Origin of the sequence: Salinithrix halophila (assembly GCF_042650125.1) — a bacterium.
Taxonomy (GTDB): domain Bacteria; phylum Bacillota; class Bacilli; order Thermoactinomycetales; family DSM-45169; genus Salinithrix; species Salinithrix halophila.
In genome coordinates this window covers 705-14,390 of the sequence record NZ_JBHSAP010000018.1, presented here as the reverse complement: position 1 = coordinate 14,390, position 13,686 = coordinate 705, and the positions used below count along the sequence as shown (strand labels likewise).

Genomic DNA, 13,686 nt, shown 5'->3' with positions numbered 1-13,686 from the left:
TGGCCGATTTCTTGGGTGTCCACGAGAAAATGTAGTGCTCTGGCAAGACGGGTTGAACAAGCCCTCCCAGAGACATATGGATAAACTAGATGATATCTATCCAGGCGGAGATCGGATGTTGTTCGTGAAAGAGATTGTTTAAACAAAAAAAGCCACATAAGTGCGGCTCCTAGGGTGTTCCTCCCTCATTCATCCATCGGTGGATCTTCCGGCTACGATAACCTTTTATATCAGAGCCCGCCGTTCTGTAGCTTGATGGATTTTTCGTAAGGGTCGATCCGGGCAACAAAGCCACAAAGCGTTCCGGCCCATACTTCCCCTGATCAAGATCTCCTCCTATAAGCAAAGATGCATCCGGCCTATTAGGTTGCAGTCATTTGGGTAGCTTTGCTCTGTTCAGATTGACAAACCGTCTGAATGGAGGATGAACAGCCAACCGCATGATGGACTCTCGGATCCAAAGTGTCAAGTGGTTTTCCGGTACAAACCATTTCGCAAACTTTCGGGCGTATTGTTGGATGTTGGCAATGGGGGAGCGCATCAATTGCTCGTAATTTTGCAATGCAACGGAAAGGTTCGGTTCTTTTTCGATCTCGTGGGAGAGAACCCATGCACCGGCCATGGCCATGGAAGCCCCCTGTCCCGCGATCAACGAAACCGCTTGACAGGCATCTCCGATTAGTGTCACGCGCCCCCTCGTCCATTCAGGTATTCGAACCTGTGAAACCTCGTCAAAGTACAGATCCGACGCTGTTTCCACCAAGGCCAACAGCTCGGGGACAATCCACCCCAGATCCCCGTAATGGAACCGCAGTTCCCGGGCGATGGTTTTCCTGGTAATCGATTCGTTCAACCGGGGTGATTGATACACGAAATAAGTGGCCAGTCTCTCCTCATCAATGGGGTAGACCGAAACCTGTCGCCTGGGACGGGTCAACATGTAGAAGGAATTACGGTATTTCGCATCCATCCCTTGCTTATCCAAAATGAATGCAGCGGTGTTGTAACCCAGGAAATGGAGGGGCGATGGATTTTCCCCAAAGGTTAACGAACGCACCTTGGAATGAATGCCATCCGCTCCCACCAACAGATCACAGGTGAGGGAATAACCGTCCGAGAGGGTTACGTAGACGTGATCGGCATCTTGAACGAAAGATTGAATCGTGGTTCCGAAGCGGAAGTCGACGTGCTCTTTGACGCGATCATATAAAACACGTTCCAGGTTTCCCCGCATGAAGTTGTAGTGCTTGCCCTGAAGCAGACTACGTAGAAACCGGTAAGAAAGTGGAAATTTCTCCTCCCCCTGGGGGTTCAGAAACTTTAACGATTCGATCGGGTAGTGAATCTTCTCCAGCTCATCCCGCAGGCCCATTTCTTCGGCTGCCTCATACCCGGGCCCGAAAAAATCGATCATGTAGCCTTCCGTACGAAGTTTCGGTGCCTTTTCAACGACAGTCACGGAATGTCCCGTTCGAAGCAGACAATCGGCCAGGGTGAGTCCGGCAATCCCGCCGCCAACAATCAGTACCTTGATAAGGAGCCCCCCTTGAAATCAGAAACATGGCTATTACTCATCCGGGTGTTCGCGGGGATAGATTCCATACTTGATAATGGTGAAGTAGGGTTCCATTTCCTTGAAAACCTGTTCGTAAAGGACCTCTGGATCATCCCAATCCACATGTCGTGCGGTTTCGATGAACTGTTCCGTAATCTTATTGGAAATCATGATCAATAATTGAATCGCATGATCGGTGGAAATCTCCGGTCGAAAATGACATGCCAACCTGGTGGCCAGCAATTCGAGGGAGAGGTTGGACGCTGTTTTGAACAGGTAAATCGCTTTTTGGTGGACAGGATGTTCTGGCTGTTTCAGTATCATGCGGAACAGGGAAAAGGATTTGGGATTTTCACGACTGAACCGGATTTCCCGTGCAACCAAGACCCCAAGCGCCTCAAAAAAATCATCGGGCAGTTTCTCCGAATCAATCTTCAGTTCGCGCCACACCTGTTCAGCCGTCCGTTCACACAACTCCAAAAACAACTTTTCCTTGCTGGTAAAGTATTTGAACAGTACCCCTTTTGAAGTCCCGGCCCGCTTCACAATCCGGTTGGTGGATGCCGAGTCGTACCCGTACTCGATGAATTCGTCCAGACAGGCCTCATAAATTTCCCTCTGTTTTTCTTTCGATAGTTTGAAAAATGCTTTTCCAGGCAAAGCAATCAACTCCATCCTCATTATACCAAACAAAACCAATCGTGACCACCCGGTCACGATTTTTTGTGCCAACTTCATACGCTATGCAAGGAAGAAGCTTACATCCATTTTGAAGGTACTTTGCGTCACCTCACCTGTCAACCGTTGTTCCATCGCCTTCCACCAACGACTCGGATTTAGGCTTGAATCGGGTGACGCCTTCCTCGACGATATCCCTGTCCATTCCCGGTGGAGACCAGGTGTTGTTTGTGAAGGAGATCGTTTAAACAAAAAAGCCACACATGTACGGCTCTGGGAGGGAAAATGAAAAAAGCACCGTTGTCGCCTTTTACAACGGTGCTTTTTTCAGCGCCTTTCCGCCTGCTTCTTCGCGATACGGCGAAGACGGAGCATTCGGTAGAACACTTTCTGGTCGGCGTCCCTGAAGACCATCCCTCCGGGGGTGATATTGATTTCATAGATCCAGACCTTTCCCCGGGAGTCGACGCCCGCATCCACTCCGAATTCCCACCATTTCGGATGGCAACGGCTGATGACCCGGGTGGCTTGGACGGATATTCGCTCCAGGTCCTTCAGGATTTGGTCGGTCTGTGATCGGCTGTATCCCAAATCATTCCTGAACAGATGGATCGCCGGTTTTGGGATACCTCCGCTGTGCCGGTTGGTGACAATGCTGTTCCGACGAGCCACCTTTCCCACGATGCCCGCCTCCCGCCACTTGCCATCGATCCGGACCAGATGCACCCGTATATCAAAGGGGCGGCCACTCCGGGTTTCACTTCGGATCCCCTGTTGAATGACGTAAGTGCGTTTCCCGAGAAGAGAACGGAGGACTCGCCACAGCTCTCTTTGACTTTTCGGGCGATACGTACGTTTCCGCTTGCGGGCTCTAAGCAAGTATTCGCCGCCGGATAGGCGGTCGATCCGCCAGATACCTTTTCCCCTACAGCCAAACAGAGGCTTCAAATAAACCAGGGGAAAACAGGCAAGAAAAATCTCCAGCTGTTGTTGATTCAACATCCGTGTGAGAGGGACATGGGCCCGGGTGAACGGATGGCCGGATAAAAGCATAGCATTTCCCAGTTTATTGGTGACGGCCGGAATCCATCGTTGCCTTGCAGAAATCCCGGGATAGTTAGCGAGATTCATAGGGCATTCCCTCTTTCTGCGATCATTCATCCATCTTATTCAGGCAGTCCGGCGGGGAGTGTCGGCGTTTCCCCCCTTTTGCATGAACTTTCTTTATCCAGAAAAGATAAAAGAGAAAAGTAGAATAAAGGAGGATACATATAAGGGATCTCAATGTAACGGGAGGCATGGCAATAGCGAAAACCCTACACCCATTAAGGATTTATTCAAATTCCCCCAAGCGATACCCTTCAGCAAAGATGACACTTGTTCCGAGTTATTTGGTGCGAATGGGGATCTGGATGAATCCTGTGTTATCCGGGTACGATCGACGTTCCAAGCATTTATCAGTGAACTGTTCATTGATTCATCTAGAAGAGTAAAACCATGGCCCAAAAAAACAAAAAAAGCAGGGTCTCCCCTACTTCCACAGCCTTTTATTGTACGGCTGCCAATTCTCTTTCCCGAAGCTTACTGTCTCCCGATATTCAACTGCTACGGTCAACTTGGTGAACTCCACAACCTTATCGTATTTTCTCGAACAACCTTCTCAATGTCCGCTAACGTACGCTAACGTAATATTGAAGAACTCTTTCCGTTCATTAACGAGGTTAACCCGCTTATGTGGAATGCCTGATGGAGAGCCCTCTCCAGAGATGGAGCATCCTCACTGAAAACCATCGCATGATGAACATCGAACACAAAAGGTACCGAAGCATCTCCCAACTCTTTTACACGATCCATTGGCTCCAGTCGACGGGTCCTACCGATTTTGTAGATGTTTTCCCCGAATGAGCCAATGTTGGAGATGATGTAGACCTAACCGGCTCGGGTATTTTGCTCCCTTTCGAAGACCCGTTCCTGTCCTTCGACTTCAGCCAACCGAGCCTCCAATTGGAGAATCTTCGCCTCCAACTCAGCCTTATACGTTATGTGAAGAGAGGGAATGCCGCTTCCACGAATGGGGACACCGAGCGGAAATGGGTGATCGGCAGGGTTGAAATTGAGAAGGGACCGTCCACGATATGGTAGTTCTATCTCTCAAAGGGGAGAAGCAGTCCGCCAGCGGCGTGCACTGGCATCAACTATTCAAATTTGACTAGCGACGTGAAATGAGCTTATAATAAATCGAGGGCGAAAAAGGAGGAGATGGGATGTCATCGGCAGTACGGTTGTTGGTGTTGGGAGCGATCCTTCGCCGAGGGGTCTCTCATGGATACGGAGTTTATCGGGACATCACCGCTTGGCGGGCGGAGACTTGGACCAAGGTCAAACCCGGCTCCATTTATCATGCAATGACGAAGCTGGAATCCCAGGGACTGCTGAAAACCGAGGATTCGGGAGATTTGATCAAGCGCGGTCCCTCGCGCACCGAGTATACGGTGACTCCGCAAGGGTGTGACGAGTTCGAATCCCTGCTTGAAGATGCGCTCACCAGCTTCGATGTAGAATGGTTTTCCTCCGGCATCGCCTTCATGGACAGATTGCCCCGGAATCGGGTCGTCATACTGCTGGAAGAGCGGCTCACCCGATTGGAGGAAAACGACACTTTTTTGAAGACGTTGCCAACAGAAGCGGTTCCTTCCGATCCGTCCAGGCACCCTGAACTCGTAGGCTTGTGGATTGGATATATCGAATTCGCCCTCATCAAAACCCGGCATTTGATCCAGTCACTGCAAGCGGGCGAATATCAGTTCTCCGACGAGTCAAACGTTCGTTGAAAACGGGAGGCGATGACGTTGAAAACAAACATGCATGATGGAAGTGCGATTGACGTTGAAATTCAAGGCGACGGACCCACCCTTTTGCTTCCGGTCAACCCCCATCCGGTCGAAGGATCCCAAGCGGATGAGATGATTAAATGGGGTGCGGACCCCGCCCTCGGGCGCAATCTGATCGAGGGTCTGAGTGATCGGTTCCGGGTGGTCGCCTTCGATTACGAGGGCCACGTGTTGAGTGTTCCCAAGCCGGATACATTGACGCCCGAAAATATCGTCAGTGACCTGCTGGCCATCGCCGACTCGGCAAAAGCCGAGAGATTCGCCTACTACGGATATTCCTGGCTCGCCCTGACCGGAATGCAACTGGCCATCCGGACGGACCGGCTTTCCGCTCTCATTATGGGCGGTTACCCTCCGATCGACGGTCCTTATGCGGAGATGTTGCGCGTCACCATCGCCGCCCACGAAATGACAGGTTCTGGTTCGACCCCCCAAAAAGAAAACCGTCAACCATCGGAGGAATATGATTGGTCATCCGTTGAAGTGGCCATGACGGAAAACCAAACCCGGCAGTTTGTCACGCTGTACAGTCATTTGCAGGATTTTGACGACCGGTCGGCCCAAGAGTGGATCGCATGTCCCCATCTTTGTTTTGCCGGCACTGCCGATGTGATCGACTATGGTGAGCGATGGGGTGACGCCCGGGTGGACATCGCCGGTCCGCTCGTCAATCGGCGAACGGAATTGGAATCATTCGGATGGGATGTGCATGTGTTTGACGGCCTGGACCATACACAATCAATGCAGGCTACCCCTGTGTTGTCTGTTGTCCGACCATGGCTATCTTCCAAGCTGATCAACTAAAGTCCCTCCCAACCGTCTGGATCAATCACCTTGACTCGGCGATTCCACTTGGCGGAAACGATATCCACGAGGGCCTAACCAAAAAACCGTGCCTTTACAATGGGGCACGTCTTTTTGGTTAGGCCCTACTATTTTCAAGCTCTTGATCTTGGGATCCAAATCGGAGCCGTTCACGTTAGGCCTACCCCTAATACCAGCGTAGTTGACACTACCTGCAACAGTATTCCTTGAATATTCCTTAACATGAATATTCCTTGTTGTGTATATTTTAATCAACGGGAAGACGACCATAGTGATGAAGGAGATGATAATACCGAGAGCCCATCACTTAACGAGGTGAACGACATGTCAAGAAAGAGTCCGGGCATGGACATGACGACGCTTAGGGCTTTAGCCGAACCGAATCGTATGGATATCATCGAACTCTTGCGCAACGGTCCCCTGACCGTGGGGGAAATCGCCGACCGGCTGGGGCTTCGTCAACCCCAAGCCTCGAAGCATTTGAAGGTGCTTAGCGACAACGGGATTTTGGAAGTAAAGGCCGAAGCCAACCGCCGGATCTACAAGCTCCGGCCCGAGCCCTTCCAAGCGCTAGATGCTTGGCTGAACTCCTTCCGGAGCGTCATGCAAGAAAGATTCGACAATCTGGACGACTACTTGCGGGAACTGCAGAACAAGGAAGAATCATAGGCTAATTCAAATCGATGAGGAGGAATTACAAGTGTCCAACAATGCAATGGTTTCGAGAGTAGAGAATGATCGGGTGCTGGTGCTGGAGCGCGTTTTCGATGCGCTGCGCGATCTCGTGTTCAAGATGTTTAAGGAGCCCGAGCATCTCAAGCGCTGGTGGGGGCCGAGAGGCTGGGAGCTTCCGGTCTGCAACATCGATTTCCGGCCGGGTGGCGTTTGGCACTTCTGCATGAAGTGCGTCGATCAGAACCAAGGTCAATTTTACGGTATGGAATCTTGGGGCAAAGTCGTTTATAAGGAAATTGTCGAGCCAGAGACGATCATCTACACAGATTACTTCTCGGATGCCGAAGGCAATACGAACGATACCATGCCGTCGACCGAGGTCACGATGGAATTCATCGATCTAGGCGGTAAAACTAAGCTGGTCAGCCGTGCTGAATATGTGTCCGCAGAGGCCCTTAAGAAAGTCATGGATATGGGTATGTTGCAGGGCATCACCGAAACATGGGACCGTCTGGAAGAGCATCTAAAAGAGATTAAGTAAGGAAATATGGGGATGTCCACCTGATTTTGATAACCGGTGGATTTTCCCTGATATCCCGTGCCTTAGTGGATATGATCCGGCCAAATATCGGACCTCCCCCAACCACGGGCGCCGTCAGCTGGTCACCGGTGCCGATCCGGCCGGCGATCCCCGTTCCGCGAACTGAGCGGCGCAAAGAACGCCGAAATCGGGGGTCGGGTACCCTAACCCCTTCGGGTGGTTCCCAGGAGTACAGACAGGCCATCTGCCCGGCGGCCGTCTCGTCAAGCATGGTAGCGGCACCGGAACCGGCAGGCGCTTGTGAAGTGTCTTTCGGTGAGCGCCTTTCTTTCGGATGATGGTTGGCTCCTCCGCTTCAGCCTTCTCCTTGTTGTCCATTGGATCAGCTGGTACCGGCGTGGAGTTATCAACCTGAAGCCCCCGTCGAAGGGCGACAAGTACCCGAGTGTTTTCACTCCGGACAACTTGGCGTATTTGCTCTTCCCAGGCTTTTAAATCTTGCCGTTTTCCCATGATGTTCCCTCGCTTTCCACTGATTGATACAGAATCCCTTACCCTTAAACCCGCTCGTCCGATATGCTTTCGACCGCCTGCCGCCGATCATGTTCCCCTGGCATTATGTATCGCCGAGTTGTCTCCAGGCTTTCATGTTCGGCCAGCTGTGCGACCACATGCAGAGGCTGGCAAATGGGTGATTCGGCGGAATTGGGATAGCGAAAGGGACCGTCAACGATAAGGATCCGTATCTCTCCCACTCATCTCATGGTAATGCATTATGCCGCCGGTTTAATCCTCACCTATTGAATTGGATTTTGTGACATGTGGGACATCTGCTTATCACTGGCCGGTACTCCGCAAGTTTCTCCGACCGCCCCTTTCATGGAGGGTACTGGTATCAAAACGATTTAAAAGCTTGTCTGCCAAGAAAAAAAGGGACGCTCAAAAAAAGAACCGGGGGCCTCCCCCAGCTCTCCAGGTCAGAAAAACTTCACAATCGCCGTTATCGCGCCTATGACGACTGTGATGGATACAAAGGCCGTAGCGTATACCCGCATCCCCACATAATCCTTGGTTGCCATGGTCTCCTTCATTTCCTTAATATCCTTGGCTTGGTTATCCTGTTCCGTCTTGATGGACTTGATATCGCCCTTTATATCGCTCACATCTACTTGTATATTATCCAACCGGCTCCATAGCCGTTCCCAACGCTCTTCTACCATATGGTCATCCTCCTTAGAGGCGGCTTGTTCCTGCATCGCTTTTATCATATCGTTAGCTGCCTGGAGTTGGTGGCTCATTGAAATCATCATTTCCTGTTGCCGTATCACTGTTTCCTCAAGTGTATCACGATTTTGGTCCCGATTCACAGGAGGAGTTGCTGTCGCTCCCACGCTTGAGTAATTAACGGTCCCCCTAGCATTCCCAGACCCACTATGAATGTTCTTCTTCAAGTACTTTCTCCGCTTACGCTTATCCATTGTATTACCATTGCTCCTCCCACAATATATGTAAGGCCAGTCTGTGTATTTCCCGCTGGCTTCCATTTCCATAGGCTTCTCTACTGGTGATCCTCTTCCCTCTCGTATTCCTCCAACCAAAACTCCCAGTCATCCCCCAGGGAGTCCCTGGCCTCCTTAGATACAAGAGAGACTATGTCTTGCTCAAAATCAAAGCCTTTGCTCTCCTCCAGCATAGTGATCAACGCCTTGAGCTTCCGCTTGTGAAAGGACCTCCAACAGTCCGACCCGATAATCGATCGTCGTGACATGTCGGGTGGGATCCCCCACCTTGTGGCTCTTTATGGTTTCAGCCGGGTGGTCGTACTTCAGTCAATGCCCATGTCTCCATTCGCAAACGAGTGTCTGGAGTGTTTTCCCTCACTCCCACCACTTCCGGTCCAATGTCCGGTACTGGATCGCTTCGGCTACGTGATGGGCGGCGATGTTGGTTTCTCCTGCCAGGTCGGCGATGGTGCGGGAGAGTTTGAGGATGCGGTCGAGAGCCCGGGCGGAGAGGCCCAGGGTGTCGAAGGACTGCTGCAGAAGGCGGCGGGATTCCTCGTCGAGGGTGCAATGTTTTCGGATGAGGGCGGAAGGCATGGCGGCATTATGGAGAATGGGGGTGCCTTCAAATCGGACCCTTTGAATCTCATGGGCCCGATGGACGCGTTCTCGGACGTCGGAGGAGCTTTCCCCTTTTTTCACGCCGGTCAGCGTCCGATAGTCCACACGAGGGACTTCGACATGGATATCGATACGGTCGAGGAGAGGACCCGATAGCTTAGAGCGGTATTTTTGCACTTGGTGAGGTGTGCAGGTGCAAGCCCGATCCTCTTCGTATCCGAAGTAGCCGCAAGGACAGGGATTCATCGAACCCACAAGCATAAATTGGGCGGGAAAGGTGAGGACTGCTCGCGCCCGGCTGACGGTAACCTCCCGATCCTCAAGCGGTTGGCGCAGCACTTCCAGGGCGCTTTTGGAGAATTCGGGCATCTCATCGAGGAAGAGTACCCCCCGATGGGCGAGACTCACCTCCCCAGGTTTCGGAATGCCCCCGCCGCCGATGAGGCCCGCTTGGGAAATGGTGTGATGAGGAGATCGAAAAGGACGGCGGATCATCAGGCGTCCCCGGCGTGTCAGTTGCCCCGCAATGCTGGCTACCTTGGTAACTTCCAGCGACTCTTGCAGGGACATGTTTGGCAGAACCGAAGGCAGCCGCCGTGCCAACATGGTCTTACCGGATCCCGGAGGACCGATGAAAATCAGGTTGTGCATGCCGGCGGCGGCTACTTCCATCGCCCGCTTCACATGGGCCTGCCCCTGAACATCGGCAAAATCTTCGCAGGAAGCTTCCTCCTCTTCCCCTGCTTGGGCATCTTCTTCCTCGATCACGGCCACCGACCGTTCTCCTCGTAGCACCTCGACAGACTCCTCCAAGGATCGGAGGGGAACCACCTCCATCCCTTCCACCAGCCTCGCCTCCGCTGCGTTCGAAGCGGGGAGGAGCACCTGGCGGAAACCGGCCTCTTTTCCCGCCATCACCATGGGCAGAACACCGCTTAAGGGACGCAGGCTGCCGTCGAGAGCCAGCTCTCCGATGAGAAGGCTCTCTGTGAACCCTTCTGCCTGTAATTGGCCGCTGGCCACCAAGACTCCGACAGCGATAGCAAGATCAAAACCGGACCCCTCTTTTTTCAGATCGGCAGGCGCTAGATTCGTGGTAATGCGCTGCAAGGGAAACTGACACCCCGTATTCTTAACCGCGGCCCGCACCCGATCCTTGGATTCCCGTACCGCTGTATCCGGCAGGCCCACCAGCTCAAAAGCAGGCAAGCCGTTACTGATATCCACTTCCACCTCAACGATATATCCGTCGATCCCCAGCACCGCGCTGGAATGCAGTTTAGCGTACATAAGCCCCTCCGAATTGGATTAGAATGCTATCATTTCTAGTTATATCAAAAAGAGACCCCGGGCCATAGCCCGGAATCTCTTTTTAATAGCCTGTTCCTGTTTGGGTATTTTCCCGATCAACATTCGAACCCCTAACGAACCGCATTGATTTCCCTTTTCGCATCCAATACCGCTTCCTCTATACTCTCCTGTATTTCTTTTTTATTGAGATGGGCCCACTCCTCATTCTTCTGTATATACGAATAAATAATCCCGCGTGTGGAGGAGACCAAGGCACCCATTCCGTTTTCATCGAAATAGCCAGTCAACTCCTTCGCTTTTCCCCCTTGGGCACCATAGCCGGGTACCAAGAACAACGAGTGTTTTAAAGAATCGCGAATATACGAAGCATCTTGCGGGTAGGTTGCCCCAACAACAACCCCAAGGTTGGAATATCCATAATGGCCCATCGTCTCTTTGGCAATCGGATCAAATAGCTCAGCTAATCGTTGATATAATTTTTCTCCGGTTTTCAATTGCAAATCCTGCAATTCGGATGCGGAGGGGTTGGAGGTTTTCAGTAGAACAAAAATCCCTTTCCTTTGATCCGTTCCTTCTTTCAAAAAAGGAAGAATTCCATCCGTACCGAGGTAAGGGCTCACCGTAACGCCGTGGCCACTCAAGGGGGAATCCCCTAAGAATGCCTTCGCATAGGTGGTGGCAGTTGGCCCAATGTCTCCTCTCTTGGCATCATTAATGACCAATAACCCCTTTGATTTCGCATAGCTAATCGTTTTCTCGAGGGCATAAATCCCGTCGCTCCCAAAGACCTCATAATAAGCAAGTTGTGGCTTGACTGCCACCACATGTGGATTGACTACATCGATAATCAGTTGATTAAACTCCCATATGGCTTTGGCTATTGCTTTGCTATCCTGCCCTTTTTCTAACAAACAAAGGGGGAAGTACGCTGGATTTGGATCCAATCCAACGATCAGCGCACTCTCTTTCTTTAAAATATCTTTGATAATTAGGTCGGAAAAATTATCGACCATAATTTAACACCCACCCATCTCTTATTTTTTAAATTAAACTGTATCACGCCATTTATTATCGGTCAATTACATTATTTTGAAACCTAATAAATATGAAAGGTAGCGTTTCATATGGAGGATTATACGATATTTAATACCCAGCAAGTGCTATAGCTACACTCACCTCGTACTCTTCCATCCACCACCATTCAGAAGACTTCATGAAGAATATCAATGAACCGTACAAAAAGACTGCCGACTTGTTGTCAGCAGTCTCACTATAAGCATCTCGCTCCTCTTCTCTCACTGTTCGATCAAGGTCGCCTGAATTCGGGAAATGTAGATTTTCGTCAACCCTTCAAAGCCGGAATCTGTCCCGATAAACAGCCAGAGATTTCCTTGGGAGTCGGATCGGGCGTAGAAGGGTTTGCTTTGATTATGGAGGTTTTTCAATTGATAGGAGTTGTCTTTACTGGCGACTTTGGCCAGGTTTCCTACGTTGATGGCGTCGGGCCCTTCTTTGGCTTGATTTCCTTTGTCCGCGTTGAGCCGATAATAATCATCTCGGACCACCGGCTCCGGCTCATACGGAACTGCTCCCGCTTTGACAAAGACGCTTTCTCCGGGAGCCCCGCCGATCCCCATTCTACGAGGTGGAGCATTGGTTGCGATATCGAAATCAAAATTGATTTTATACTGGGTGTTGGGCTTCACTTGAACCGGCTTTTTGACATACATAAACAAGTCGTCACTTCGATTCATTCCATTTAAGGAGAGGGCCTGTTTCGTTGGGTTGATTTCCTCCGGCAAGGTTTCAAGAGAGAACCGGACGTCGTAAAGTTCGAGGGCTGATACTGCATGGGGAAAATCTGCAAACGCACCCGTCCATCCCTGTTCCCCTTCATTGAACGTGTCCTCGATTTCGACAATGGAAGGCTCGCTATTTTCAGCCTCCATCCCCTCAGCCTTTACCGGTTGGACTGGCCCCAAAGCCAGCATCACCAAAGCGGTAACGACGGAGAACGCTTGAACGGTACCCAGTTTTTCCATCTCTCACTCACTCCCATTTCCAAGGTTTCTATTAGGTAATCATAGAGAATATTCCCTAACAGAGCGTCTACCATGCCATTTTTTAGGAGATTAATTGTAAATGATTTCTAGTTAACTACGGTTATTATAGGGAGCCTACGTACATAATGCAATGGCTTTTTTTATGCAATTCCTTGTATAAGCTGCGTTTATACAAGGTTTATTCAACTGTTTGATAATTCTACGTATTTTATATTTAGAAAATATACCCATATACCCTATCGTTATCCATTCCGTGAACGTAGGAAGATAACCCCACCGTAAAAGGTGCGGTTATTTGATCGTAAAAATTTTTTTTTATTCGATGCCTTCCTTGACTCCCTGGCTGTATTGTACTATTATATTAGTACACTAATTCGCCTAAGCCCTTCTTTGGAAAATAGGGAGAGCAAAGGAGGAAAACAGCATGAAAACCCTGGCTATTGTTTTGGGGATCTTTGGACTTGGAACCTTGGCATGTTTGGCAATGATGTTTCTTTCTTTTTAACATACAAACCACCTATCGTAAAAAATCCCCCTGGTTGTCGTTACGGACCTCATCGATGTCCTGCCAACCAAGGGAATTTTTTATGGCGATGGGGATCCTTCCTCCTCCTGCTTCGCACGCAGAGTTTCTTGGATGCCTTGATCCAAGGGAGTGACGGGAATGCTACCCAACCGTTTTTCGTATATGAACCTCCCCCACTTACGCTAACGCTAAGAAGTGGGGGTTTCTTACCATCAGAACCAAAAAGCTCTCACGTATCGAAGGGTTTGCCTCCCATACTCGAATCGAACCGACTCGGAAAGCCCTTTTGGATTCCTAAGTAAGCAACAGGCACGAATCGTACCTGGGTCGGAACAGACCATCTACTACTTCTCACTCAGGCGATCCGTAGATACGTTTGCTTCGTGGAAACATCGAGATGCTGGATCTCTCCATGAAGCGATTTGGCTAAAATATTCCTCGCTCCGTGGATATCGCGATGTTCGTGATAGCCGCAGGAACAGCGGTAGTTTCTAGAAG

The 13,686-nt window shown here is 50.5% G+C and carries 14 protein-coding genes; 4 read left to right on the top strand and 10 right to left on the bottom strand.

Annotated elements, in window-relative coordinates; translation table 11 throughout:
* Window positions 1-373: 373 nt before the first annotated feature.
* From ACFOUO_RS13100 to ACFOUO_RS13085, 4 genes are all read right to left on the bottom strand, one after another.
* Window positions 374-1,522: an FAD-dependent monooxygenase gene (locus ACFOUO_RS13100; RefSeq protein ID WP_380706248.1), complete on the bottom strand. Its 1,149-nt coding sequence runs from the start codon at window positions 1,520-1,522 to the stop codon at window positions 374-376.
* A gap of 45 nt (window positions 1,523-1,567) precedes the next feature.
* Entirely contained in the window at window positions 1,568-2,215 is a 648-nt protein-coding gene (locus ACFOUO_RS13095; protein WP_380705594.1) for a TetR/AcrR family transcriptional regulator, read from the bottom strand.
* A gap of 345 nt (window positions 2,216-2,560) precedes the next feature.
* Window positions 2,561-3,364 carry a YheC/YheD family protein gene (locus tag ACFOUO_RS13090; protein WP_380705593.1) on the bottom strand — a complete coding sequence of 268 codons (804 nt, stop codon included), beginning with the start codon at window positions 3,362-3,364 and terminating at the stop codon, window positions 2,561-2,563.
* A gap of 549 nt (window positions 3,365-3,913) precedes the next feature.
* Window positions 3,914-4,153 (bottom strand): GIY-YIG nuclease family protein, encoded by a 240-nt coding sequence (locus ACFOUO_RS13085; protein WP_449329110.1) that lies wholly within the window; start codon window positions 4,151-4,153, stop codon window positions 3,914-3,916.
* Between the two features lie 344 nt (window positions 4,154-4,497).
* Between ACFOUO_RS13085 and ACFOUO_RS13080 the strand changes: the two genes are divergently transcribed.
* From ACFOUO_RS13080 to ACFOUO_RS13065, 4 genes are all read left to right on the top strand, one after another.
* Window positions 4,498-5,064, top strand: a complete 567-nt coding sequence (locus ACFOUO_RS13080) for a PadR family transcriptional regulator (RefSeq protein ID WP_380705592.1) — start codon at window positions 4,498-4,500, stop codon at window positions 5,062-5,064.
* 18 nt (window positions 5,065-5,082) lie between these two features.
* On the top strand, window positions 5,083-5,928 hold the full coding sequence (locus ACFOUO_RS13075) for an alpha/beta fold hydrolase (RefSeq protein WP_380705591.1): 846 nt from the start codon (window positions 5,083-5,085) through the stop codon (window positions 5,926-5,928).
* A gap of 345 nt (window positions 5,929-6,273) precedes the next feature.
* Window positions 6,274-6,618, top strand: coding sequence for an ArsR/SmtB family transcription factor (locus ACFOUO_RS13070; RefSeq protein WP_380705590.1), 345 nt, complete (start codon window positions 6,274-6,276; stop codon window positions 6,616-6,618).
* A 31-nt stretch (window positions 6,619-6,649) separates the two neighbouring features.
* Complete coding sequence (locus tag ACFOUO_RS13065; protein WP_380705589.1) at window positions 6,650-7,165, top strand: SRPBCC domain-containing protein; 516 nt, start codon at window positions 6,650-6,652, stop codon at window positions 7,163-7,165.
* A 114-nt stretch (window positions 7,166-7,279) separates the two neighbouring features.
* Here the strand turns inward: ACFOUO_RS13065 and ACFOUO_RS13060 are convergent, their stop codons facing one another.
* From ACFOUO_RS13060 to ACFOUO_RS13035, 6 genes are all read right to left on the bottom strand, one after another.
* Window positions 7,280-7,678, bottom strand: coding sequence for a hypothetical protein (locus ACFOUO_RS13060; RefSeq protein WP_380705588.1), 399 nt, complete (start codon window positions 7,676-7,678; stop codon window positions 7,280-7,282).
* A gap of 464 nt (window positions 7,679-8,142) precedes the next feature.
* Window positions 8,143-8,463 (bottom strand): hypothetical protein, encoded by a 321-nt coding sequence (locus ACFOUO_RS13055; RefSeq protein WP_380705587.1) that lies wholly within the window; start codon window positions 8,461-8,463, stop codon window positions 8,143-8,145.
* A 260-nt stretch (window positions 8,464-8,723) separates the two neighbouring features.
* Window positions 8,724-8,933, bottom strand: a complete 210-nt coding sequence (locus ACFOUO_RS13050) for a hypothetical protein (RefSeq protein WP_380705586.1) — start codon at window positions 8,931-8,933, stop codon at window positions 8,724-8,726.
* Window positions 8,934-9,042: 109 nt separating this feature from the next.
* On the bottom strand, window positions 9,043-10,578 hold the full coding sequence (locus ACFOUO_RS13045; protein ID WP_380705585.1) for a YifB family Mg chelatase-like AAA ATPase: 1,536 nt from the start codon (window positions 10,576-10,578) through the stop codon (window positions 9,043-9,045).
* A gap of 131 nt (window positions 10,579-10,709) precedes the next feature.
* Window positions 10,710-11,612, bottom strand: coding sequence for an orotidine-5'-phosphate decarboxylase (gene pyrF, locus ACFOUO_RS13040; protein ID WP_380705584.1), 903 nt, complete (start codon window positions 11,610-11,612; stop codon window positions 10,710-10,712).
* Window positions 11,613-11,894: 282 nt separating this feature from the next.
* Window positions 11,895-12,641 (bottom strand): hypothetical protein, encoded by a 747-nt coding sequence (locus ACFOUO_RS13035; protein ID WP_380705583.1) that lies wholly within the window; start codon window positions 12,639-12,641, stop codon window positions 11,895-11,897.
* Window positions 12,642-13,686: the final 1,045 nt, after the last annotated feature.

Excerpts from the sequence above, each read along its gene's own strand:
- ACFOUO_RS13045 (WP_380705585.1), bottom strand. The coding sequence starts at position 10,578 with ATGTACGCTAAACTGCATTCCAGCGCGGTGCTGGGGATCGACGGATAT.
- ACFOUO_RS13050 (WP_380705586.1), bottom strand. The coding sequence starts at position 8,933 with ATGTCACGACGATCGATTATCGGGTCGGACTGTTGGAGGTCCTTTCAC.
- ACFOUO_RS13035 (WP_380705583.1), bottom strand. The coding sequence starts at position 12,641 with ATGGAAAAACTGGGTACCGTTCAAGCGTTCTCCGTCGTTACCGCTTTG.
- ACFOUO_RS13090 (WP_380705593.1), bottom strand. The coding sequence starts at position 3,364 with ATGAATCTCGCTAACTATCCCGGGATTTCTGCAAGGCAACGATGGATT.
- ACFOUO_RS13055 (WP_380705587.1), bottom strand. The coding sequence starts at position 8,463 with ATGAGCCACCAACTCCAGGCAGCTAACGATATGATAAAAGCGATGCAG.
- pyrF (WP_380705584.1), bottom strand. The coding sequence starts at position 11,612 with ATGGTCGATAATTTTTCCGACCTAATTATCAAAGATATTTTAAAGAAA.
- ACFOUO_RS13080 (WP_380705592.1), top strand. The coding sequence starts at position 4,498 with ATGTCATCGGCAGTACGGTTGTTGGTGTTGGGAGCGATCCTTCGCCGA.
- ACFOUO_RS13060 (WP_380705588.1), bottom strand. The coding sequence starts at position 7,678 with ATGGGAAAACGGCAAGATTTAAAAGCCTGGGAAGAGCAAATACGCCAA.
- ACFOUO_RS13070 (WP_380705590.1), top strand. The coding sequence starts at position 6,274 with ATGTCAAGAAAGAGTCCGGGCATGGACATGACGACGCTTAGGGCTTTA.